Origin of the sequence: Fulvivirga sp. M361 (assembly GCF_007097395.1) — a bacterium.
GTDB lineage: Bacteria > Bacteroidota > Bacteroidia > Cytophagales > Cyclobacteriaceae > Fulvivirga.
Genome location: NZ_VKDC01000005.1, coordinates 472,905 through 496,822, shown reverse-complemented (window position 1 = coordinate 496,822; position 23,918 = coordinate 472,905). Strand labels below are relative to the sequence as shown.

Below are 23,918 nucleotides of genomic sequence, written 5' to 3'. Positions count from 1 at the left end.
AATTCATTTTCAGATATTTATTTCTGTCATGGTATGTGAATTTTCTATATACGATATTATATCGTATATTTGAAATATCTAATAAAATTCTACTGAGATGAAAGTAACGGCCCTAATACCTGACGATTTAGTAAAAGAGGTAATGAAACTCACAGAAGGAAAAAATATTACAGATAGTCTTATCATAGCATTGAAGTCTTACGTATCAGGTAAAAAGGTAGAATACCTTATTGATGAAGTATCTAAGGAGCCCCTACAATTTAACGAAGCCTTTGTAGAATACGGTATCAGAAAGATTAACCGTAAGAGATGATCATAGCGGATACTTCAGTATGGATTGAATTTCTAAAAGGGGACGAAGATATTTCGACCCTCTTTGCCCCTTACTTAAGAAAAGGTCACATTTATGCAATGAGCGCCATTTTTGGAGAACTCTTTCAAGGAGCCAAAAATCAGCGTGAACGTGCGGTCTTAAATGAGTTCTGGGAGTATTTGCCTAAAGTAGAGGAGGAAGATTTATTTATTAAAGCGGGCAAATTATCCAATCAATATAAGTTTTATGCGAAAGGGGTAGGTCTTATTGATTGCTATATTCTTTCAGCCGCTCTTGAACAAAACATGGCGCTTTGGACGTTAGACAAAAAACTGATGGAGGCCATGAATCATATCGATGGCGATTCGCATTAGATAATATTTACTTCAGGGCTTAGTTCTATCCCAAATTTGCTTGCCACGGAATCCTGAATTTCAGAGGCTAGCATCTTAAGGTCACTGCCCGTACCATTTCCATAATTTACTAATACAAGTGCCTGGTTCTTATGAACACCTATATGATTTCTTGTATATCCTTTCCATCCACAGTTCTCAATCAACCAGGCGGCTGGAATTTTTACCATTTGATCTGATATTTCGTAGCCAGGGATGGACGGAAATTCTGCTTTGAGTCCTTCAAAATCTATTTTATCGATCGTAGGGTTCTTAAAAAAACTGCCTGCATTCCCAATTTCCTCTGGATCCGGGAGTTTACTTTGCCTGATGGATACAACGGCTTCACTTACCTCGCGTATTCCGGGAGACTTAATATTTCGTTGCTTTAACACATCCTCAATCGCACCGTAGGAGGTATTGATCGTATGATGCCTTTTGGTAAGCTTGAAAACAACATGTGTTATCACATACTCATCTTTATGAATATTTTTGAATACACTTTCCCGGTATCCAAATTTACATTCATCTTTATTAAACCGGCGGGTCTCTAATGTGGTTTTGTTTACGGCTGTCAGGTGGTCAAATACATGCTGTATTTCAACTCCATAGGCGCCAATATTCTGCATGGGTGCAGCGCCTACTGTGCCAGGTATCAGTGATAGGTTCTCTACACCACCCCAGTCATTATCCAAACAGTATAAAACAAATTCATGCCAATTCTCACCAGCCCCAACCTTAATGAGCACTTTGTCATCGTCTTCAGCGATGACTTCCTTTCCACAGATATCCATTTTGATAACGGCACCGTCAAAATCCCGGGTAAGGAGCAGGTTACTACCCCCTCCTAATATCATGGCTTTTTTCTGTACGAATTCACGTTTTAAAATGGCATGAAGGTCTTTAATCGTACCTATAGAAATGAAGTAGGCAGCTTTGGTGTTAAGGCCGAAGGTATTGTATGCTTTGAGCGATACGTTTTCTAAAACTGTCATGATGACACGAATTAACATAATTATTACTTACCGGTTTAAGTTTGGACTGAAAAAGACATTTTTCATCATCATTTCGATGCTTTGGGATGTAGGAAATAGATAAATGGCACAGGAGATTTCAAGCGTAAAAGATAGACGCTCTTTAAATGGAAAAATTCAGCAATTCACTCACATTTGCTTGATTTTCAGATAATAACTTACATTGAGTAAATAAAAATTGCACTAAAAGAATAATTACTTTAGATTCCAATTTATTACGATAACACTATATGTTGGATTTAGTAAAACTAGAGCATTTCAGAAATTTAGTTTCATTGGCAGGTGCCGACGGTAAGATCGAAGAAACAGAAAGAATAGCGCTGTCAAAAATTGCCTTTGAGCAAAATATACCGTTAGATCGGCTAAATGTAATGTTAGATCATTCAAACGAGTATGTTTTCTTGATCCCTCAGAACCATGAAGAGAGGGAAAAGCAATTGCAGGATATGATTGAGTTTGCCTTGGTCGACGGAGAGTTTGCTTTGGCAGAAGTAGAGCTGGTTAAAATGGTAGGTCAGCGACTCGGGTTTTCGGTAGAAGAAGTAGATGAAATTATAAACACGCATTGCGAAGATACAAAGCCAGATGATCTACAGACTTAATTCGTAGCGCTTTTCCACAAGTCCGAAATCAGTCACTTTTGAGGAGACATATTGATAACCATAACTGTTGTAGAGATGCTTAGCTGTTTTTAAATTGTCTTCAGTGAGAAGGAAAGATGATTTATAACCAGATGCTCTACAGTATTGCATGAATAGGTCCATCATTTTTCTACCCAGACCAAGTCCTCTGTAATCCGGGTCGATTAGGAAATAGCGCAATTGACCAACTCCTTTTGTGTTTTTTAATGCCAGACTACCTATTATTCTACCTCTATCTTCTGCCAGCCACACCCTTTCTTTGGAAACATCCATGTTCTTGTAAAAATCATACACGGTACGGGCTACATACAGTTCGAATTCCAAACCGAAGTGATAAAGAGTGCCATGCAGGTAAATAAGGTAACCCAGGTCACCCTTTTGGATATCGGTTCTTACTTGAATGTCTTCCAGTTTCATCAGGTTTTAAAATTTAAGAGGTTTTGAATATGCTGCATGTTTTCAAGCAGTGTTTTCGTCTGGTCGGCCGTGAGCCGTTCAATTAGACCGAAAGTAGCTTGGTTAGCTAATTCATCTAATCGCCGCATTTGCCGAACTCCGGAAGCAGAAAGTTTCAAAAGATATAAACGCTTATCATGGTCGGACCTGATCTTAGTTATGTAGTTTTTAGCGACAAGTTTTTTCACTATTCGACTTAAATAACCTTCATCAATGATGATGACTTCCATGATTTTACGGGCGGAACATGGCTGTAAACGTTCTATCTCAAATAATACTCTGGCCTCTGCCAATGAGAAATTGCTTTTCAGTACGTCCTGGTCCAGCACGGCTATTACATTCGTATAAAATCGGTTGAATGCACGGATTTCATGGACGATGTTTGAGGAGATCATTTTTTAAAATACTATAAATTACTTGACAAAATCAAGTAAAAAGAATGTTTGATTTTTATGAGTTGGCTTTACAGAAAATCAATGAATTCTTATAATTGCATCCATCTTTTATCAATGTAGAATGTTACAAATTTCACTTTTATGGACATTAAGATTGAAAACTTAACAAAGACTTACGGCCCCCAAAAAGCTGTGGATGACATTTCTTTTGAGGTAAAAACAGGTGAAATACTAGGTTTTTTGGGTCCTAATGGTGCGGGTAAAACCACTACCATGAAGATGATCACTAATTACATCGCCTTAGACCATGGAGATGTAAAGATAGGAGGGAACTCAGTGCGCAAAGAAGGGGATGATCTTCGTCGACACATTGGCTACTTGCCTGAGCATAACCCACTTTACCTTGAAATGCCTGTACTTGATTATCTTGAATTTTCCGCCGCCTTGCAAGGTGTACCCAAGCACCTCACCAAAGCGCGAATTGGGGAGATGGTAAAACTTTGCGGGTTGAATGCAGAAAAGCATAAAAAGATTGGGGAATTGTCGAAAGGATATCGCCAGCGGGTAGGATTAGCACAAGCAATGATCCATAACCCGGAAATTCTCGTTCTTGATGAGCCTACCACAGGTTTGGACCCTAACCAGATTGTAGAGATCAGGCGATTGATAAGAGAGATAGGAAAAGAAAAAACAGTAATCCTTAGTACGCACATTTTGCCAGAGGTAGAAGCTACCTGTGATCGGATACTGATCATTAGCAAAGGGAAGATAGTAGCGGATGGTACTGCTGAAACGTTGCGTAAGCAGGCCCAGGGGCAGGAATTATTGGTAGTAACCGTTGAAGATGGTGAAGAAGATAAAGTCCTGAAAGCTTTACAAAGTTTACCTTCCGTGGCAAGTGTGGAACGGAAAGGACCGTTAAGGTTTGAAATACAGAGCAAGCCGGACCAGTCGGCAAAAAGAGAGGTATTCAATTGTTGTGTTGAAAATAAGTGGGTAATTACCGAAATGACACCCACTGAGACTAAGTTGGAAGATATATTCCGGGATTTAACCACCTGATGTTTCCCGAAGCATTAGGCATTCTTTACCAATGTTCAATATTTAATCAAAATTAAAGTATATCAGATCATGAAATCCATTTGGATAATTGCGAAAAGAGAATTACAGTCATTTTTTGACTCCTTGATTGCTTACATTATGTTGGTACTCTTTTTGGGCTTCAGCGGTTTTTTTACATGGCTTTACGGGGCCGATATTTTCTTAGTAGGCCAGGCTAGTATGAAAGGCTTTTTTGATATCGCCTTCTGGACACTTTTCTTTTTTATTCCTGCCATCACTATGAAGATGCTCGCAGAAGAAAAGAAAACGGGAACCATAGAATTATTACTCACTAAGGCTGTGAGCGACCGGCAGGTGGTGTTGGGTAAATTCCTGGCTTGCTTTGTTTTGGTAGCTACAGCTGTACTTTTTACCTTGCCTTACTATATTACCTTAGCGAATATTGGTAATGTAGATCATGGGGCTGTTTGGTGTGGATATTTGGGATTGCTACTAATGAGCGCTGCATACATAAGTATTGGTCTGTTCACCAGTAGTATTACCAACAATCAAATTGTAGCCTTTTTATTGGCGCTGTTTATAGGCCTTTTCTTCCATATCATTTTTAATGTATTGGCTTCGAACATTACAGGTTTTGTAGGTCAATTGTTTCATACACTGAGTTTATCCGTGCACTTTGAATCAATGGCACGAGGCGTTATAGATACCAAGGATATTGTTTACTTTTTGAGTATCATAACCATTGGTACGTTGCTGGCAGAAATGAGTCTTGCGAAAAGGAACTTAACTAATTCATGATCATGAGAACAAAAAAATCATTTTATACTTCGGTTTTATTGGTCATTGGAATACTTCTTTTGATCAATTTCATGTCAAAAGATTATTTTATCCGATTTGACCTAACGGAAAATCAACGATTTACATTAAGTGATGCTTCTGAAAATATTTTGGAAGAGCTATTGGAACCGGTTACTGTAAAAGCTTATTTTTCAGAAAACCTACCTCCAAATATTGCGCAAACACGTCAGGATTTTAAAGACTTGCTGGTGGAGTATGCTAACTTATCCGGTGGTAACCTGGTGTACGAATTTATCAATCCAAATGAAGACCCGCAGTCTGAAGAGGAAGCCGCCCAATCCGGTATCAGTCCGGTAATGATCAACGTAAGGGAAAAAGATCAGATGAAACAACAGAAAGCTTTCATGGGGGCCATTATTCAGATGGGTGATCAGCAGGACGTTATTCCTTTTATGCAGCCAGGGGAAGCTATGGAATATGCCCTGACCACTAGTATAAAAAAACTGTCAGTAGTGGATAAGCCTACCATTGGCCTGGTTCAGGGGCATGGAGAACCGCCGGGATATGGTTTGCAGCAGGCAGGTCAGGCATTGTCTGTATTATATAACTTCGAAGATGTAACCATTACAGATACCGAGGACATTGATGGTCGTTTTAAAACACTGGCTATTGTAGCTCCGACAGATACCATTCCGGCATCTCATTTGGCGAAACTAGACCAGTTTCTGGAAAGAGGAGGAAGGCTATTGGTGGCCATGAACAAGGTGGACGGAGATCTCCAGCAGGCTTATGGCAGGTCAATTTTTACTGGATTAGGCCCATGGTTAAAGAAAAAAGGGTTAACAGTAGAAAACAAGTTTTTGACTGATGCAAATTGTGCTTCTGTTACAGTACAGCAGCAGCAAGGACCGTTCAGGGTACAATCACAGGTACAGTTTCCGTTCTTACCCGTTCTCAATAATTTTGCCGACCACCCAGTGACCAAAGGGTTAGAGTCTGTGGTGCTGCCTTTTGCCAGCCCATTGGTCTTTGCAGGGGATACAACAATGAATTATATGCCTCTTGCCTATAGTTCAGAGCAATCCGGTACGTCTTCCGTACCCATTTATTTTAATATTCAACAACAGTGGACAGATGCTGATTTTCCATTAGGAAGTCAGGTGGTAGCAGCAGCGGTTGAAGGCCCGCTTGCGGGAAATACAGTAACTAAAATGGTTCTGATTGGTGATGGTGACTTTGTGATCAATGCCAGAGAAGGACAGCAACAGCCGCAGGCCGTGCAGCCGGATAATGTCAGCCTGTTTGTCAACAGCATTGATTGGCTGTCGGATGATACCGGATTAATTGAATTGCGAACAAAAGGTGTAACATCCAGGCCAATTGATCAACTGGAGGATGGTACTAAAACAACATTAAAATGGTTAAACTTTGCATTACCGCTTCTGTTTGCAGTGATCTACGGTATTGTTAGGGCGCAGATCAGGAGAATGCAACGAGTAAAAAGAATGGAGGTGAGCTATGAATAGGAATATGATATTATTGGTCGTCTTTGTTATGCTTCTGGTGATACTTTTAGGGAAGCAATTTTTAGGATCAGATGGCAATCGAAATTTCAGGGAAATACTGGTAGAGTTGGACACTGCATCTGTGACAAAAGTAGAAATAATGGCCAGGGCTAATGATTTTGATCCGGTGGAATTCGTTAAGACGGGTAGTCAGTGGGAAGTAACGAATGGGAATGTTAAAGATGAAGCAGATAACGGTAGTTTACGAGGGGCGTTGTCTTCTTTGTCAAAGATAACCCCCAAAAGGCTAGTGGCTAAATCGAAAGATAAATGGGCTCAGTATGAAGTGAATGATTCTCTTGGCACTCGTGTGAAAGCGTTTGGTGGAGATAAATTATTGGCTGATCTGGTGATTGGTAAATTCAATTTTCAGCAAACTAACCGCTCTATGTCCACTTTTGTAAGGCTTAAGGAAGAAGACGAAGTTTATGCTGTGGAAGGATTTCTCTCTTCTACGTTCAACCGTGAGTTTAGCGGCTTTCGGGATAAGACGTTTTTAAAGACGGACAAGGAAAATTTGATTACCCTTACCTTCGATTATCCGGGTGACAGTAGTTTTGTGTTAGGTAAAACAGCTGATCAGTGGCAGGTGAATGGTTTAGCAGCTGATTCGGCGGCTGTACAAAACTATTTGAACGGAATCCGGACGATAACACCTGGAAAATTCATGGATGAGTTTTCCGAGGATGGTAAAATACCGATGTATCGGTTAACATTGGATGGTAATAATATGTCTGTGATAATTATTACCGCCTATCAAGAGGCAGATGATTTAATTTTATCTTCTTCATTGAATGAAAATGCCTATTTTACACCTGAAGGATTAAATATTTTTGATAAGCTGTTTGTGAGTAGCCAGTTATTTGTTGATGGTCAGGCGGTAGAATAAGTGATTGGCCATCAATTTTGATGATTCATCCATGACAAAACTAAAAGTGGGCTTAGCCCAGTTTTCTTGCGAAAAACATAAGGCGGTGAATGTGGACAAGGCGGTAGACCGGGTCAGGTCATTAGCAAAAATGGGAGCCCAGGTCATATGTCTGCAAGAACTGTTTGCCTCACTTTATTTTTGTGATGTAGAAGACTACAATAACTTTAAACTAGCGGAACCCATTCCTGGCCCTACTACGGAGATATTGTCCGAGGAGGCAAAGCAACTTGGCGTGGTAATTATAGCCTCTCTATTTGAAAAGCGGGCTAAGGGTGTTTATCATAACAGTACAGCCATATTGGATGCTGATGGCACTTACCTTGGTAAATACAGAAAAATGCATATTCCGGATGACCCCGGCTATTATGAGAAGTTTTATTTCACACCTGGAGATTTAGGTTATAAGGTATTTAAAACCCAATATGGCGTGATAGGAGTATTGATATGCTGGGATCAATGGTACCCTGAAGCTGCACGAATTACGGCATTGAAGGGAGCTGATTTTTTAGTATATCCTACAGCTATTGGTTGGGCAATGGATCAGGATGAAGCGACAAATCAAGAACAGTTCCAGGCCTGGCAGACGATCCAGAAATCTCATGCCGTGGCTAACGGAGTTCATGTAGTTTCCGTGAACCGTGTAGGGCAGGAGGGCAATATGAATTTCTGGGGAGGCTCATTTGTTAGTAATCCTTTTGGCTCAATTATATACCAGGCCCCGCAGGATAGTGATGCATTACAAGTGGTAGAGATGGATCTCGATGAGACAGATACATACAGAACACATTGGCCTTTTTTACGCGATAGGCGTATTGACAGCTATACACCTATCACCAAACGACTTTTAGATGACTAGTAAATAGTAATATGTCCTCAAAACGTATAGTTGCCCCTGGTCTGCAAGGATATTATTTTCCGGCTGAATGGCATACCCATGAAGCAACCTGGCTTAGCTTCCCTCATAATAAGGAATCCTGGCCAGGTAAAATGGATAATATTTACACTTCCTTTGCAACATTTGTGAGATATCTGTCCTTGGGTGAGAAAGTAAGGATCAACGTTAATGATGAGCAAATGAAGGACTTTGCGTTAGAGCACTTCATCCGTGCCGGTGCGAATATGGATAATGTGGAGTTCTACTTATTTGCTACTAATGATGCCTGGTGTCGTGATCATGGTCCTGCTTTTTTGATCAACCCGAGAGCAAAAGAGAGAAAGGTCGTTGTAAACTGGGAGTATAATGCCTGGGGAAATAAGTACCCTCCGTATGATCTTGATAATGCTATTTCTGTTCAAATAGCTGACCATCTTAATGTGCCTGTATTCTCTCCCGGTATTGTCATGGAAGGAGGAGCAGTAGAATTCAATGGCAATGGTACATTGATCACCACCCGGGCATGTTTACTCAATGTAAATCGAAATCCACATTTGTCTTTTGAGCAAATAGAACAGTATTTAAAAGACTATTACGGAGTTACTCATTTGATTTGGCTGGAAGACGGAATAGTAGGTGATGACACTGATGGTCATGTGGATGACCTTACCCGTTTTGTAGATGAAAATACCATCGTAACACTAGTGGAAAAACGAAAACAGGATGCTAATTACACTCCCCTGAAGAATAACTTAAAACTACTTCAGCAAGCCACGTTGGAAAACGGGAAACGCCCAACCATTGTTGAGCTGCCCTGTCCATCACCTGTTCTGTATAAGGGGCAACGTCTGCCGGCCAGCTATGCTAACTTTTATATTGCCAATGAGCACGTTATTATGCCTACTTTCAGGGATACAGCGGATGACGCCGCACTTAGCATACTACAAGAGTGCTTTGACGACAGAGAAGTAGTGGGTATAGATTCCCTGGATATTATTTGGGGGCTGGGTAGTTTTCACTGCTTAAGTATGCAAGAGCCTCTGGTTTAGGTTTATTCATTGCAGGTTTCAATAAAATTGGATACAGGATATTTGAATGAGGAAGTATAGTTGTAGTGCCACCATTCGGTTTTGATGCTTCCAAACCCGGCCTTTTCCATACCTTTTTTTAAGAGTATACGGTTTTTGAGCACTTGGTCCGGCAGATCTTGATAGGTATGGTGAGCCTCTTTTCCAAAATGGTCAAAACCTGTGCCCATCTCGAGTTCTTTTCCGGCCGCATCTACAAGAGTGATATCAACGGCGCCGCCTCTATTATGGATAGAACCCTTTGCCGGATCAGCTACATAACGTGCATCCGGTAGTATTACCCACATTTTTTTCTGTACATCCAGGGGACGGTAACAATCGAATAGTTTGATATGGTATCCTTGTTTTAGGAAATGGTCATTGGCTATGATAAGTGCTTTGGCTACTTCATTTCTCAACAAACATTCATCACATGCATAGACTGTTTCATTAAGAAAATTGTTGTTTGTGGCATAACGCATGTCATAGGAAAAAGACATACTTAGGGATTTTAATGCTACGAATGACGTGTCAGTTTGTGCATGGATAGTAAATGAGATCAAGAAAGGCAAAAAGGAAAGGTAATGCATGGGATCGATGGCCTTGGTTTGATAACTAAAGTATGAAAAGTTGGAATGTCAAAACAGGATACCAAAACGTACATCCAGGTTTTCCGCGACGTGTCCATGCGCTTTCAGGGATGTACCTACCTGGTATTTTTTTCCGATAAGGTACAAAAGTTCATAGCGCTGATAAAAGTCCTTACTCGTAAATGGGAAAGGTTTGTAGGCATAATATCCCAACTGTTGATTGAATGTAAATTTTCCAAAAACGAAATTATGCCCCAAGGTAATGCCTATCAGGTGATGATCATCACTTTTACCGGCCCTGGCGGCGGCTTCTCTGTGTGATTCATCTCGCACCAATTCTACACCAAGATTGAGTGCATTGAAATTAGTCATATACCATAAGGCACCTCCTGAAAGGCCTATTAATAATTTTCTTTTGTCAGGAAGCTGTTCTGTAGCCTCTACATTAGGTAAGGTTCCGAACAGCCTGGCGTAACCGTCTATGGTTCCTTTTTTGGACCTTAACGTTGGTTTTCGTTGCAGTTTAGTTGGATTAGGACTGTAGCTTATACCTAATCCAAAGGTTGGAAAGTTCATCCCCTTGTTTGGTTGTTTCATACCTCCGTTGGAAATATGGTTGTACTGCGCAGTGATACTTGCCGTATATTGATTAGTAATGCGATAGTTAATATTGAAATTCATAAGTAATAGAAAGCTAATCGGACTACTATAGAAAGTATTGTCAGGATTACTCACTTCGTCATGGACTTTATCCAGAAATGTAACACCGGTTCCCGCACGGAAGCTGTAAAACAGTTTTCTGTTAAAACTCAGATAAGGTTCTACAAAATAGATCAGATTATAAGAGTTTCCCAATTGCTTTGGGTTGGCATGATTAAAGTAGGTAAATGACAGCCCGGTTTGCGCATAACAATTGCAGTTATTCCAGGATTTATCTTTCACCATCAGTTTACTCCACTCTATCTGGAAGCCCCATGGATTAGTCTGTGAAATATTCTTAAGCTCACTGGAATGTGGTATGATGAAGCCATAATGTGACCGGGCACCAAAGATGGTTGGGTTTTGTATATCCTCCTGACCATAGATTGACCCAGGCATGAGGAAAGAAATGAGTATAGGTATTGCCGTCCATTTCATTATATTGAATACAACCCAAGAAGGGCTTTAAGGTTCCTAAATATTGTAAATTTTATTGAAAGGAATCGAACAGTGTTCTCCGAAACCAGTTTCTCAATGAACTAATATTTAGCATTGAACCTTGGACATGATTTAGATCCTGGCATAAACAGATATGCGTCTGTATTGATTTAAAAGAGGCTTCTCTTGAAAATTCATTTCCAGCTTTTGTTGCTGGGTGCTGGCTACTGGGTTACTGGCAAGCATATAGCTTCATGATTCTGAGGTGCAAACTGACAAAACATCCGACAAAAAAGTATATCTAATCGCTAAAAGAGTACTTTTTGAGTCAAAATGATTTTTTTCATTAGGGGCCTAAAACAAAAAAGGCCGTTCCAAATGAAACGGCCATTAGATTACATTAAGAAATTTCTCAAGCTTTTTCTTTTTGCTTTATCAGGTTTAATGCTGAACCTGCTTTAAACCATTCTATTTGCTGAGCATTGTAGGAATGATTCACTTTAATAGTGTCAGTTGACCCATCGGCATGTGTAATTTTAATGTTAAGGGGCTTGCCTGGAGCAAATGTATTTAAATCAATAAAATCAAATGTATCATCTTCCTTGATCTTATCATAATCACTCTCATCCGCAAAAGTGAGTCCCAGCATCCCCTGTTTTTTAAGATTGGTTTCGTGGATACGTGCAAATGATTTTACCAATACAGCTCTTACCCCTAAATGTCGCGGTTGCATGGCTGCATGCTCTCTTGAAGAACCTTCTCCATAGTTATGATCTCCTACTACTATGGTAGGAATGTTTTCTGCTTTATAAGTACGTTGTGTGGCAGGTACTGTCCCATATTCTCCACTCAACTGACTTTTAACCGTATCAGGTTTTTCATTAAAAAAGTTAATAGCACCTGTAAGTGTATTATCTGAAATATTATCCAAATGCCCTCTGAATCTTAGCCATGGTCCAGCCATGGATATATGGTCAGTAGTACACTTTCCCTTTGCTTTGATCAATAGCTTTGCTCCGGTGATGTTTTGTCCATCCCAGGGTAAGAAAGGTGTCAGTAGCTGTAATCTTTTTGAATCAGGGGCTACTTTCACTTCTACTCCACTGCCATCTTCTGCGGGTGCCTGATACCCTGCATCTTCTACTGCAAAACCTTTTTCAGGAAGCTCATCACCTGTAGGTTCAGATAGCATAACCTCTTCGCCTTTTTCATTGGTGAGTGAGTCTTTCATTGGATTGAACCCCAGGTCGCCCGAAATAGCAATAGCTGTAACGAGCTCAGGAGAACCAACAAAAGCATGTGTGTTTGGGTTTCCGTCCGCTCTTTTAGCAAAGTTCCTGTTAAATGAATGAACGATGGTATTTTTTTCTTTTTTATCAGCACCCGCTCTGTCCCATTGACCTATACAAGGGCCGCAGGCGTTGGCAAAAACGCTGGCTCCTATTTTATGGAACGTGTCAATGAAACCGTCCCGCTCAATGGTGTATCGCACTTGTTCGGACCCTGGTGTGATGGTGAACTTAGACTTTGTTTTTAGTCCCTTTTCCACCGCCTGTTCTGCCAGTGATGCTGCGCGGCTAATATCTTCATAAGAAGAGTTGGTACAAGAACCAATCAATCCTACTTCGACATTTGTAGGCCAACCATTTTTCTCAGCCGCTTCTTTCATTTGAGAAATAGGTGTGGCGATATCAGGAGAGAAAGGTCCGTTCAGGTGTGGTTCTAATTCAGATAAATTGATCTCTATTACCTGATCGAAGTACTTTTCAGGATTAGCATATACCTCGTCGTCGGCGGTTAAATGTTCTTTAACATCGTTAGCAAGGTCAGCTACATCGCTTCTGTCAGTGGCCCGCAGATAGCGTTCCATACTTTCGTCATAACCGAATGTGGAGGTAGTAGCACCAATTTCAGCTCCCATATTACATATTGTACCTTTTCCTGTACATGACAGGCTTTTAGCGCCTTCACCAAAATATTCTACAATCGCACCGGTACCACCTTTTACGGTTAAAATTCCTGCCACTTTCAGGATTACATCTTTTGCAGATGTCCATCCACTCATTTTTCCGGTAAGCTTAACACCGATCAACTTTGGGAATTTTAATTCCCATGGCATCCCGGCCATTACATCTACTGCATCCGCACCGCCGACCCCAACGGCTACCATTCCAAGACCACCGGCATTTACGGTATGAGAATCCGTACCGATCATCATACCTCCCGGAAAGGCATAGTTCTCCAATACAACCTGGTGAATGATACCAGCGCCGGGTTTCCAAAAACCAATGCCGTACTTATTTGAAACCGATTCCAGGAAGTTGAATACCTCACCACTAGCCGAAATGGAGTTGCGTAGATCCTCAATAGCGCCTGTCTTAGCCAGGATCAGGTGGTCGCAATGTACCGTAGAAGGTACTGCAGCCTTACTTTTTCCGGCCTGCATAAACTGTAAGAGCGCCATTTGAGCAGTGGCGTCCTGCATAGCTACTCTATCAGGAGCAAAATCTACGTATGAGTTACCCCTTTCGAAATTTTCAAGGGGTTGATCACTGTGTAGGTGGGAGTAAAGGATCTTTTCCGATAAAGTAAGAGGTTTGTTTACTACTTTTCTGGCAGAGTTTATGCGTTCCCCGAGACTGGAGTACACGGCTTTAATCATGTCTATGTCAAACGCCATTTATTGGATTTTTAAGGTTAAAATTCAATACTAAAGTACGAATAAATTCATTATATCAATCCAGTAAAAGCCTGCTGCACGGCACCAAATTTTACTTTCTCATTTTATCTAACAAAAAATTGAGTTGTTTCGCTTCACTATCGGATAAATTTTCAGCCAGGTGAGTGAATCCTTTTACACTCTCATCGGTTTGAGCAAGTAACAACAACCCTGCATCAGCTATCCTTATCTCTACAGACCTTCTGTCATCGAAGGAAATTTTTCTTTCTATTAAAGACTTTTGTTCCAAACGTTGAACAATACGGGATGCGTCAGACATTTTATCCAACATACGTTCTTTGATCAGGTTAATTGTAGACGGCTTTGGGAATTGCCCCCTAAGTATTCGGAGTACATTGTACTGTTGACGTGTTAGATCATGTTGCTTGAAAAAAACGTTCATCTCATTAATCACATGATTGTACGTATACAAAAGATTGATCAACACTTTTTGTTGTTCATTTACGAACTCTCTTTGCTGTATATCTTCGGATAGTCCCATTTTTTAAAAAAATAGTATTGTGTTTCACGAAGATACAAAATCTTTAGCTCATGCTAATGGCTATTGATGTAATTCAGAAATTCGTTCTTTATCTGTGTTTCTTCGAATTTACCACTGAAAAATGCAGTGCCGGTTTTACTGTTAGTGTCACCTACACCACGAGATGCAACACACAAGTGAGTGGCATCTACTACAACAGCTACATCTTCCGTTTGCAATGCCTTTTTCAGTTCGTTACCTATTTGTACGGTTAACCTCTCTTGTACCTGTGGTCTTTTGGAGAAGTATTGAACAATACGATTGATCTTGGATAACCCGATAACTTTGCCTGAGGAAATATAGGCCACATGTGCTTTACCATATATAGGTACAAAATGGTGTTCGCAATGCGAATAAAACGTTATGTCTTTTTCAACCAGCATTTGGTTGTACTTGTACTTATTTTCAAAAAGGGTCATTTCAGGCTGGTTTTCAGGATCCAGGCCGCTGAAAACTTCCTGTACATACATTTTAGCCACTCTTCGTGGGGTGCCTTTGAGTGAATCATCTGAAAGGTCGAGTCCCAGTATGTTCATGATCTCTTCGAAATGTTGTTCGATTTTTTCGATCTTTTCAGATTCTGAAAGGTCAAATGCGTCTGGTCGTAAAGGGGTGTTGTAGGAAGATGCTACATGATCATCTCCTATATCGTCTCCATAATCTCTTTTAAACGGGGTATTCAACAAAATTTCGTTCGGTTTCATAAAGTGTGATTTTAAGGTCAAGTGCTTTGTCGATTTTAGCTCTTAAAAGATCATAAATAACAATAGCAATATTCTCTGCTGTGGGATTGAGTTCTTTGAATTCTTCTGTATCAAGGTTGAGATTCTTATGATCAAAGCGGTCTAAAACCTGAACTTTGATCAGGTCACTTAGCTTTTTCATATCATAAACATAGCCGGTATTAGGGTCCACCTCACCTATGACCTTAACGATTAACTCGTAATTATGGCCATGATAATTAGGATTGTTACACTTTCCAAAAACGATGTGATTTTTCTCTGCAGTCCATTCACTATTGTGCAATCGGTGAGCAGCATTAAAGTGCTCCTTCCTGAATACCGAAACTCTCATACACTGCAATTAACATAAAGATGCTGAAATGGTTCGGTATACCGGAATAAAATTAAGGAGAGTTCAGCTTTATTTTTGCTATCAGAAGTAGCGTTCATTTAAAAAGTGAAAGTCTAATACGGCAAAGTCAATGGTCAACGTGAGTTCATGGCTATTGAAATTTGAGCCTACAGACTTGTCCGTAGGTATTTCAAAGACATAACCGAACCTGAAGTTTTCGTTAATGTTTACCTGGGCAAGCAAGCCATATGTCTGGAAATTTCGGGAAAGGATGCCTGCATAAAACCGATCCTGTAGTATCAAATTTACATTGTAATCTACTGATAATGGGGAGCCTGAAACACCCCTTAACAATGTAGCAGCTTTTAACGAAAGACCTGTTCCAAAATGATAAACATATCCGGCAGCGAAATAAAAATGCCTTTGATACACCTGTGCTTCCAGCTGCTCGAATTCAGCCTGACTGTTTACTAATCGGGGCACAGATAGACCAAGGTAGAAATCCTCACCCTTGATTGCTATTCCTGCCCCAAAATTAAATTTGGTTACCGTCTGCTCTCCGGCAAACACGGGGTCGTCAGTATCTCTTGGGTTAAGCTCATTGTTATCCTCTTTAAGGTTTAACACTCCTGTTTGTAATCCAAAAGATACTACCTTGTCACCGAAATCTATTTTATAAGCGTATGTAGCGTTAAATTGTGTGTTAATGGTAGAACCCACCTGATCTCTTACCAACATAACTCCGCCACCTATTTTATTGTCAACTAAGGACGTGTGAGCTGTAAAAGCAGTGGTGGACGGTGCTTCATCAAATCCTGACCACTGTTTTCTATAGCTGAGTGAAGCGTTTAATACATTATTGATCCCAGTATAAGCAGGGTTGATCACCAGGGGATTGTTGATATACTGAGCATAGAGTGGATCTTGTTGTGCATATCCCTGGGTGCAAAAGACCAAGCCTGATAGGAAGAGGAGATAAAGTTTTTTCATGCCTTATTTTTTTATCACTAAATAACCGGTCAATTCTTGTGTGTCTGTATTGATCTTATAGAAATAGGTGCCTGAAGGTAGTTCTTCACCGCCGTCAGAAATTCCTTCAAAACGGTTGGTCACATTGTCGTAATTGTCCGTTTCATACACCAGGTCGCCCCAACGGTTGTAGATCTTCACCTGGTTCGGATCGGTAATGCCTGCTATTTCTAAAAAATCATTTTTGTCGTCACCATTGTTTGGGGATATGGCATTGAATACTTCTATTTCACCTACAGGCGTTCCTTCAATACTGATGCTACGGCTATAAGGGTCACTATTTAAATCACCGTCATTGACTACAAATTCAATCAAACGCGAAGATGTGCCATTGGATGTTTTAAAAGTGACAGAGCTGGCAATTGATGAGTAAACAGACTGATCTCTACTTCCTGCTATCGTCAATATACCTGTACCGGTATCAAAGTTTTTTGTCATTCCCACAGGAACATCTACATCGAGTGAATCCCCGGTTACATATTCCTGAATGCTGACGGTGAGCTGCGCCATATTTTCAGAGTCATTGTCTATCACAGATAAGTCGCTATCTATTGTTACCGGGGCTTCACCGGTATTGTAATTGACAGATGTTCCGAAATTATCCGAACTTAAAAATGGTCGTGTATTCGCCTCTTGTATATCTAGTGATTTTGTTTCTACAGAACTGGTAGCTGTGCCGTCGCTTACCACATAGGTTATTTGCCGAATACCCGGAGATGGTACGGATGAAGTATTCCTGAACGCCACGCTCCGGAGGGCCGCCTGGTATTCTTCTACGCTAGCAGTGCCATTTAATCTTAATTCACCTGTGAAAAGGTTGTAATTACCAGTGATGCCATTTTGATCTGTAAAGTCCAGTTGGTCCTGGCCTGAAGCGAAATTTTCAGTTATTCTAACGATGGCATTTGTCAGTGTAGCGTCGTCGGGATCTTCTACTAAGGCTTCCGGGGCTATATTTACAGCTGGTCCTCCTTCCGTAAAGATGATAATATCTCTGTTGACCGTAATACTGGGTGGGTCATTAACAGGAATTACATCTACATCAATAACAGCAGTAACTTCCGGATTTGTATTATCGAAATCGATAGCAAAAATCTCAATAGTACGGGTGGAAGCTCCCGGATTATCACTGGTATTTTCGAAGGAAACACTGCGTAGTACATCTTCATAATCGCCAATGTTGGCTGATCCAAATAAAAAGAGAATGCCATTGTCAGCATCATAGTCACCGTTTATGCCGGTAGTACCGGGATCAAAACCCAGTACGTCCGCTCCGGGTTGAAAATTGTTACTAATGATAAACTGGGCCTCAATGATAACGTCATTGTCTCTGTCGGAAATACTTAAATCTGTATCTAATTTTACTGGGGCACTACCTTCTTCATAGCTAATGGGCATATTCAGATTACTAAATACTTCCGGTGGATCATTTTGATTTTCGTAGAATATGATATTGCCGTTATATTCACCCACAAAAGCATCCAGGTCCCCGTCCTCGTCTAAATCTGCAAAGGCTGGATTTGCGTCACTTCCGGCGTCCTGGGCATTCAATGGGTTATCTACAGAGAATAGGGCTGTAAATGATTCTAAACCATTTTTTTCATAAAAGCGGAAATCTCCCCCACTAAGGCCTACGAATATTTCATCTTCACCATCGTGATCAATATCTACGAATTCAGGGACAGGGAAATTACTCACATTTCCAAAATCGAAGGTGCCTGGTGAAGTCTCCTGTACAAAATTTGATGTCGTAGGGTCACCTTCGTTCCTGTAATATATTAAGTTATCTAAAGTGATTTGGGAGTGCCCCACTACTACATCATAGTCATCATCTTCATCCACTTTTGAAACAGTTGGCGCAAACCTTGTAACACTGCTGGGAAGTGTAAATTCATTGCTGAACGTTGCATTGAACTGTGGTGACTCCGGGGTCCCCTCATTCAAATAAAGCACTAAGTCATTTTCAAGCCCGAGCAAAAGATCGAGGTCATCGTCATCATCAATGTCCACCAACTCAGGCACCTGATAATTACTATCTGTTAGATCATTAAAAGGGTTATCACTATCTCTTTTTTCCAGGAATTTTTGATTTCCGATATTTTCATAATATCTAAGGAACCCTGATCCACGTGCAAAACTGTATTTACCGCCAATGATCAGATCCATATCTCCGTCATTATCAAGGTCTGCGAACTCAGGGGCAGAACGGTGGTTTACGAATATTCCTCCAACAGGGCCTAGTTGAGGTTGAAATACAGGGTTGGAGGCAGTTCCGACATTTTCCGCATAAGACAAAGGTCTGGATAGGTCTGTTCCAACGAACATGTCTAAGTCTCCGTCATCATCCAGATCGCCAAATTCAGGAGAGCTCTTTTCACCAAAATATAAGCCGTCAAATGGATTGCTGCTGCCCGTAAGTTGAGTAAAAGCCGGGTTGCTGACGGGGCCATCATTCTGAAAATATTTTATCTCCCCATTTTCACCTCCCAGGATGAGATCGAGGTCACCGTCATCATCCAGATCACGAAAATCCGGAGCTGCAATACTTCCAATTATGTCTGTGCCAAAATTTAACGGATTGCTTGTGTCAGGTTCTTTTGAGAATGCAGGGTTATTTCCTATTATACCATCGTCAGCGTCACTGTTTTTCCAAAGACTAAGTGCGCCGTTTGTCCCCACAACAATGTCCAGGTCCCCGTCATTGTCAATGTCTACAAAGACAGGATGGGCGTTGTATTTGTCTGAAGAAATATTATCAACAATCCCGGTGGTGGGGGAGGTTTCGAAAACAGGGTTTGTTTTGTCCCCGGTGTTTTCAAAATAGAAAACGTTATTAGTAGTTTGGGTTGAATCACCCAGTATCAGGTCAAAATCATCGTCACCATCCAGATCGGCAAAATGAGGGGTTGCAAAATGTCCCTGGTCGATACCATCCAATGGGTTTACGGTTCCGAACACCGAGGTGTATTCCGGACTGTCCGGATTGCCATCATTTCTCAGAAAATCAATCCTTCCAAACCTGTTTCCGACAAAAACATCCAGATCACCATCACCATCTATGTCTACAATGGCAGGGCTCCCAACATTAAAGCTTCGCAGAGGGGATGACAGTGGGTTTTTACTATCTTCTCGTACAAAAGGACCAATTTGTTGAGCCTGAGCAGAACCCACAGAAGTCATTATTGATAATGCTCCCGCAGCTACTCCTAACTTCAGCTGAAGTTTTAGATCTTCCAGGCGTCTCTTGAGCTTTGCTATTCTCTCCAGGATCAGCCTTTGCTTCTTTTGAGAATAGCGACTAAAAAGACCCGTAGAAATGCTTTTTTTGTATCGTAAGTGAAATTTTTTGTACTTACGATATGCATTTGCATACAAAACTTTGGTATTGGGGGACATAACTAATGACATAACGGTTGAAAATTCATAAATTTCTTACACTCAACACCACAACCCAATGTATAAATGTAGTGAGAAGCATTGAAAATATAAAATTTGTTAATTGTTGGCAGACTCATGATGTAAGTTTACGTGAGAAAATTGCCGATTTATGGTTAAATAAAAATATCTTGGATAAGGTAACCATAAGAGACCGGCTTGATCAGGTAGTCTATGCTATTTTGGAAAGAGAAAGAGTGATCGGAGTGTCTACGGTATTTTTACAAGATCTTCCTATTTTGAATAATTCATTTTATGTATACCGGTGCTATATTGATGATAATTATCGCGCTCCGGCACTTGATGTTAAGCTTTTAGTAAAAACCCGGGATTTCTTAGAGGAGGAATATAATAAAACTGCAGTAAAGGGGATTTTAGCGGTGGCTCAAAATGATCATTTGAAAAAATGGAACCATGCGATCTGGCCGGATACAGGTATGATGTACATTGGTGATTCCCCTAAAGGAGACCCTATGAGAGTGTACTATTTTAAAGGAGCCAAAATTTAACCTGTTGAGGGTTTAGCTCTTTTTGTTTATTTCTTCTATTAAATAATCAGTTAATTTATCAATGGTAGGGTAGTCCCAAAACATTAAGATGCCCAGCTCGAGATTGAGCACCTTTTCCAATTTTTGTAATATGGCTCCGGTTTGTATGGAATCTATTCTGAAATTGATAAGTTCGGTATGAACATCTACCAGTGGAACCTCTATTCCTGTTTCATGAGAGATTTCTTTCTTTATCCATTCAACAAGATACTCCTTTGTTACTTTTTGCATAACTTTCATTGATGGCCAAAATTAAGCAACAGGATGTTTATTTTGAATGGTGCATGGATAAATCAGATGCGAAATCTGAGGTTATCAACTTCTGGCATCGAATGAATGTCGACCCCAAAGCTTTTGATTTTGACAGAAGGTCTCAGTACGTGGCATTGACAGCCCGGTCACCTACCGGGGAGATTATCGCCATTACTACTGCTGAAAGAACTTTGATCCGCAGACTTAACCATAATTACTTTTTTAACTATAGGATACTGATAAGTCCTGAGGTACGTTATCCGGGGCTTGCGGATAAAATGGGAGTAACAACCATTCAACAGTTAGAGTACCTATGGAGTGAAGGAAAGACCGATTGTATAGGTCTTATTACATTAGTTGAAAATGAGCACCTTAAAAAATACAGAAAGGAGATGGTGTGGGCATCTACAAAATTCACATTTATAGGTGTAAGTAATGCCGGCAGTCACATACGGGTAAGGTATTTTAAGGGAGCACGAATTTAATTCATTTTTACATTCAGACGTTTTAAGCTCCTGATGGATAAATTTTTGTTCCACTCAATAGAATTAACGGTAGAGTCAGTTAAGCCCAGGTTTAACTTTATAAGTGAACTAAATGCCAGGGCTCCCTGCCTTTTGGCCAGCCAGTCACCCAGGCAAAAGTGTATGCCATTGCCAAAGGCTAGGTGCCGGTTAGGGTCCCTTTGAATGTTGAATTGAGCCGCCTGGTCATAGGTGTCTTCATCTCTGTTTGCGCTGGCGAGGCATAAAGTACAGATCTCTCCTTTTTTAATCTCATACCCCTTGAAGAGCGTGTTTTTTGAGGCGATCCTACCTACTACATGTACCGGGGAATCATAACGTAAAAGTTCTTCTATTGCACCGGCCATCAGGTTTTGGTCATTCGTTAGTAATTGGAGCTGGTCCTGATGTCTGAAGAGATTGAGCATACCATTACCGATCAAACTAACGGTGGTCTCCTCGCCAGCAAGGAAAAGAAAAAGGCATAATGATGTAAGAGCCCGATCTGAAACAACCTGCGGCCCTTCTTCATTTAGTTTTATGATCTTACTGGTCAGATCATTTTCAGGATGCTGTCTTTTTCTTGTAATATGTTGTCCAAAATAATCCACCAGAAAATGTGCTGATCGCTCAATTTCTACCATATCTTTTAAGGTGAGGTATAAGTCAAGCACCTTTAGCAAATGGTTACCTTGCGCCCTTAACATTTCGTAGTCTTCCATAGGTAAACCCATGATCTTTGAAATGGTCATGGCGGGCAGTGGCTGTGCAAATTTTTCGATAAGATCGAATTCTTTGTTGCCCTTCACGCAATGGAGTAAATGTGATATATTACTGTCTATAATATCATCTACTTCCCGATCATCCCAGGCGCGTGTTATCAAACGTCTTGCCTGGAGATGTTGATCGCCGTTAAGAAAAAGTAAGAAAGAGTTTATGGCTTCGCCGATGGCAGATAGATCCAGGTCTTTATTATTAAAATATTCAATTCCTTTTTTTACCCAATCCATCTTGTTGCCTGAGATGAAATCTTTGTTTTTTAAAAGACTTTTCACATCCTCGTATTTGGTGATGATCCACTCACCGGTCTGGGCCTTGTATACGGGCTGCTCCTTTCTTAGTCTCGCATACATTGGGTAAGGGTCCGAGATGTTTTTTGTATCAAGTGGATTCCAGAGTGAAGTGTTCATTTTATTTCTTTTTTCACCTGTTCACTCAATAATGCAATGGTAGGGAAGTCCCAGAAATAAAGCGGGCTTAGTTCTATTTCGTATTTTTTTTCAAGTTTTTCTAATAGGTAGATACTACTGATAGAGTCAAAACCCAATTCGTGAAATGTGGCATTTTCATCTATTTCATTGGCTGAAGTTCTTAATTCTTCAGATGCCAGAGCTTTCATAAAAGTTACTATTTCCTGTGCGTTATCCATGACTAGTAGAATTGTTTTTGGCCCAATAGGTACCGTCAGGAGTGACGAGTGCCATACGGTGTTCAGGGCCTTCATGGCTTAATAAGCCGGGACGTTTAAAATGGGGTAATATTTTCACATCGTAGATCTCTTCAACACTTGTTTCGTATTTCAGATGACCTACTACGCTCATTTGAGGTACATATATAACCGCAATTCCACATGCTACAGCTTTTTTGGCTATGGGGAGGTCGCCAAAGGCAGAGCTTTCTTTACGAATTTTAGAAAGACCAATAAACAAATAATCGCCGTATTTACACATACCCCGCACAAAACCATCTAATTTCTTTAGGGTAGTTACCCGACCATTGTTTTTGTCAATTTCTACCAGTTCGCCAGTAGCTGAAAGCAATACCCATAGCTTGTTTTCATAGACCCTGGGGGAATGAGGCATGGCCAGGTCTTTTGCTATTATTTCCTGGTTTTCCGTGTCTATGATTATGCCTTCAGTCGTGCGATGAGTGCGCCATCCTTCTGCCTGGTCCGTATTCCCTAACGCTGAAACAAATTTGAGTCGACCACCTTCCGTCGCCATCCCATTCAGGTGACAACGATCTTCAGGTGCCAGAGAAGTTATAAAATATGGTTTCCAAATGCTTTCGAAACTGTATTGATCACTGATCCTGGCTATACAACTGAACCTGGTATTCACTGCCCACAACTCGTTATTTACCCATTCCAGGTCATGTATATCAACATCTCCCGTGTAATAAACAGCACGGGGTATAAAAATACCATCATACGTACCGGGTTTTTTAGGATAAGTATGGGCCATGGCGGGATGATTTGCCAAAGTGATCACTTCGTTTTGCGTAGCAATGGCCAGGTTATTGTCTTTAAATGCTATGCCCATCGGGTTTTTGAATGACCGGGGTAACTGGACAAGGTTTTTTCTGTCTTTCGAACTAATAAACACCACTTTGCCTGCCTGATAGGTACTAATAGCCAATGTACAGTTCAGGTCGAAGAGTAATTCAGGTAGGTTAGGCGAGTGAGTACAGGTAAAAGGAGCTATCGGCTGGTTCATTCCTTAGTCATTAATCTTTCTAAGCTATAGGATTGATAGCGTAAAGTCCAGATATCGTGGTCAAATT

General features: G+C 40.6%; 26 protein-coding genes. 11 read left to right on the top strand and 15 right to left on the bottom strand.

The genetic code is table 11. The features are described 5' to 3' along the window. The first annotated feature begins 97 nt into the window (after window positions 1-97). Complete coding sequence (locus tag FNH22_RS07330) at window positions 98-313, top strand: DUF2191 domain-containing protein (protein WP_143397686.1); 216 nt, start codon at window positions 98-100, stop codon at window positions 311-313. Further along, entirely contained in the window at window positions 310-687 is a 378-nt protein-coding gene (locus tag FNH22_RS07325; protein ID WP_143397685.1) for a PIN domain-containing protein, read from the top strand. The genes FNH22_RS07330 and FNH22_RS07325 overlap by 4 nt, the downstream gene beginning before the upstream one ends. Here FNH22_RS07325 and murB read toward each other — a convergent pair. Beyond that, complete coding sequence (murB, locus tag FNH22_RS07320) at window positions 684-1,700, bottom strand: UDP-N-acetylmuramate dehydrogenase (protein ID WP_143397684.1); 1,017 nt, start codon at window positions 1,698-1,700, stop codon at window positions 684-686. The two genes, FNH22_RS07325 and murB, sit on opposite strands and share 4 nt — an antisense overlap. Window positions 1,701-1,969: 269 nt before the next feature. Between murB and FNH22_RS07315 the strand changes: the two genes are divergently transcribed. Next, window positions 1,970-2,341, top strand: a complete 372-nt coding sequence (locus FNH22_RS07315) for a hypothetical protein (RefSeq protein ID WP_143397683.1) — start codon at window positions 1,970-1,972, stop codon at window positions 2,339-2,341. On the opposite strand, the gene FNH22_RS07310 is transcribed toward FNH22_RS07315, so the two are convergent. Together FNH22_RS07310 and FNH22_RS07305 are read right to left on the bottom strand one after the other, a co-directional pair. Further along, the gene (locus tag FNH22_RS07310; RefSeq protein WP_143397682.1) at window positions 2,330-2,797 is read right to left on the bottom strand and encodes a GNAT family N-acetyltransferase; all 468 of its coding nucleotides are present in this window, start codon (window positions 2,795-2,797) and stop codon (window positions 2,330-2,332) included. The genes FNH22_RS07315 and FNH22_RS07310 overlap by 12 nt on opposite strands. Further along, window positions 2,797-3,231, bottom strand: coding sequence for a MarR family winged helix-turn-helix transcriptional regulator (locus FNH22_RS07305; RefSeq protein ID WP_143397681.1), 435 nt, complete (start codon window positions 3,229-3,231; stop codon window positions 2,797-2,799). The genes FNH22_RS07310 and FNH22_RS07305 overlap by 1 nt, the downstream gene beginning before the upstream one ends. 141 nt (window positions 3,232-3,372) lie before the next feature. On the opposite strand from FNH22_RS07305, the gene FNH22_RS07300 reads away from it, so the two are divergent. The 6 genes from FNH22_RS07300 (at window position 3,373) to FNH22_RS07275 (ending at window position 9,510) form a co-directional block, all read left to right on the top strand. Further along, window positions 3,373-4,293, top strand: a complete 921-nt coding sequence (locus tag FNH22_RS07300; protein WP_143397680.1) for an ATP-binding cassette domain-containing protein — start codon at window positions 3,373-3,375, stop codon at window positions 4,291-4,293. Window positions 4,294-4,362: 69 nt separating this feature from the next. Continuing rightward, window positions 4,363-5,091 carry an ABC transporter permease subunit gene (locus FNH22_RS07295; RefSeq protein ID WP_143397679.1) on the top strand — a complete coding sequence of 243 codons (729 nt, stop codon included), beginning with the start codon at window positions 4,363-4,365 and terminating at the stop codon, window positions 5,089-5,091. 2 nt (window positions 5,092-5,093) lie between these two features. Beyond that, window positions 5,094-6,617 (top strand): GldG family protein, encoded by a 1,524-nt coding sequence (locus FNH22_RS07290; RefSeq protein WP_143397678.1) that lies wholly within the window; start codon window positions 5,094-5,096, stop codon window positions 6,615-6,617. Continuing rightward, on the top strand, window positions 6,610-7,545 hold the full coding sequence (locus FNH22_RS07285) for a DUF4340 domain-containing protein (RefSeq protein WP_143397677.1): 936 nt from the start codon (window positions 6,610-6,612) through the stop codon (window positions 7,543-7,545). Before FNH22_RS07290 ends, FNH22_RS07285 begins: the two co-directional genes overlap by 8 nt. A gap of 31 nt (window positions 7,546-7,576) precedes the next feature. Beyond that, on the top strand, window positions 7,577-8,443 hold the full coding sequence (locus tag FNH22_RS07280) for a carbon-nitrogen hydrolase (RefSeq protein ID WP_185154113.1): 867 nt from the start codon (window positions 7,577-7,579) through the stop codon (window positions 8,441-8,443). Window positions 8,444-8,454: 11 nt separating this feature from the next. Next, window positions 8,455-9,510: an agmatine/peptidylarginine deiminase gene (locus tag FNH22_RS07275; RefSeq protein ID WP_143397675.1), complete on the top strand. Its 1,056-nt coding sequence runs from the start codon at window positions 8,455-8,457 to the stop codon at window positions 9,508-9,510. Window positions 9,511-9,512: 2 nt separating this feature from the next. Here FNH22_RS07275 and FNH22_RS07270 read toward each other — a convergent pair whose 3' ends face one another. The 8 genes from FNH22_RS07270 to FNH22_RS07235 form a co-directional block, all read right to left on the bottom strand. Beyond that, window positions 9,513-10,118, bottom strand: coding sequence for a M15 family metallopeptidase (locus FNH22_RS07270; protein WP_143397674.1), 606 nt, complete (start codon window positions 10,116-10,118; stop codon window positions 9,513-9,515). Between the two features lie 48 nt (window positions 10,119-10,166). Continuing rightward, on the bottom strand, window positions 10,167-11,255 hold the full coding sequence (locus FNH22_RS07265) for an acyloxyacyl hydrolase (RefSeq protein WP_143397673.1): 1,089 nt from the start codon (window positions 11,253-11,255) through the stop codon (window positions 10,167-10,169). Window positions 11,256-11,667: 412 nt separating this feature from the next. After that, entirely contained in the window at window positions 11,668-13,935 is a 2,268-nt protein-coding gene (locus tag FNH22_RS07260) for an aconitate hydratase (protein ID WP_143397672.1), read from the bottom strand. Between the two features lie 91 nt (window positions 13,936-14,026). Further along, window positions 14,027-14,476: a MarR family winged helix-turn-helix transcriptional regulator gene (locus FNH22_RS07255; RefSeq protein WP_143397671.1), complete on the bottom strand. Its 450-nt coding sequence runs from the start codon at window positions 14,474-14,476 to the stop codon at window positions 14,027-14,029. A gap of 53 nt (window positions 14,477-14,529) precedes the next feature. Beyond that, on the bottom strand, window positions 14,530-15,219 hold the full coding sequence (gene folE, locus FNH22_RS07250; RefSeq protein ID WP_143397670.1) for a GTP cyclohydrolase I FolE: 690 nt from the start codon (window positions 15,217-15,219) through the stop codon (window positions 14,530-14,532). Continuing rightward, a complete protein-coding gene (locus FNH22_RS07245) occupies window positions 15,182-15,589 on the bottom strand; it encodes a 6-carboxytetrahydropterin synthase (RefSeq protein ID WP_143397669.1) in 408 nt (135 codons plus the stop codon). Before FNH22_RS07245 ends, folE begins: the two co-directional genes overlap by 38 nt. A gap of 81 nt (window positions 15,590-15,670) precedes the next feature. Next, entirely contained in the window at window positions 15,671-16,579 is a 909-nt protein-coding gene (locus FNH22_RS07240) for a type IX secretion system membrane protein PorP/SprF (RefSeq protein ID WP_143397668.1), read from the bottom strand. Window positions 16,580-16,582: 3 nt separating this feature from the next. Then, window positions 16,583-20,026, bottom strand: coding sequence for an FG-GAP-like repeat-containing protein (locus FNH22_RS07235; RefSeq protein WP_143397667.1), 3,444 nt, complete (start codon window positions 20,024-20,026; stop codon window positions 16,583-16,585). A gap of 158 nt (window positions 20,027-20,184) precedes the next feature. Here FNH22_RS07235 and FNH22_RS07230 point away from each other — a divergent pair, with 158 nt between their 5' ends. Continuing rightward, window positions 20,185-20,562, top strand: a complete 378-nt coding sequence (locus FNH22_RS07230; RefSeq protein WP_143397666.1) for a hypothetical protein — start codon at window positions 20,185-20,187, stop codon at window positions 20,560-20,562. 12 nt (window positions 20,563-20,574) lie between these two features. On the opposite strand, the gene FNH22_RS07225 is transcribed toward FNH22_RS07230, so the two are convergent. Further along, entirely contained in the window at window positions 20,575-20,832 is a 258-nt protein-coding gene (locus FNH22_RS07225; RefSeq protein ID WP_185154112.1) for an acyl carrier protein, read from the bottom strand. 11 nt (window positions 20,833-20,843) lie between these two features. Between FNH22_RS07225 and FNH22_RS07220 the strand changes: the two genes are divergently transcribed. Next, complete coding sequence (locus tag FNH22_RS07220; protein ID WP_143397664.1) at window positions 20,844-21,338, top strand: hypothetical protein; 495 nt, start codon at window positions 20,844-20,846, stop codon at window positions 21,336-21,338. On the opposite strand, the gene FNH22_RS07215 is transcribed toward FNH22_RS07220, so the two are convergent. Genes FNH22_RS07215 through FNH22_RS07205 form a run of 3 tightly spaced genes read right to left on the bottom strand, consistent with a single transcriptional unit; the run spans window position 21,335 to window position 23,851 of the window. Beyond that, window positions 21,335-22,546: a cytochrome P450 gene (locus tag FNH22_RS07215; RefSeq protein ID WP_143397663.1), complete on the bottom strand. Its 1,212-nt coding sequence runs from the start codon at window positions 22,544-22,546 to the stop codon at window positions 21,335-21,337. The two genes, FNH22_RS07220 and FNH22_RS07215, sit on opposite strands and share 4 nt — an antisense overlap. Beyond that, window positions 22,543-22,785: an acyl carrier protein gene (locus FNH22_RS07210; protein ID WP_185154111.1), complete on the bottom strand. Its 243-nt coding sequence runs from the start codon at window positions 22,783-22,785 to the stop codon at window positions 22,543-22,545. Before FNH22_RS07210 ends, FNH22_RS07215 begins: the two co-directional genes overlap by 4 nt. Next, a complete protein-coding gene (locus FNH22_RS07205; protein WP_143397661.1) occupies window positions 22,778-23,851 on the bottom strand; it encodes a TIGR03032 family protein in 1,074 nt (357 codons plus the stop codon). The genes FNH22_RS07210 and FNH22_RS07205 overlap by 8 nt, the downstream gene beginning before the upstream one ends. Between the last annotated feature and the right edge of the window lie 67 nt (window positions 23,852-23,918).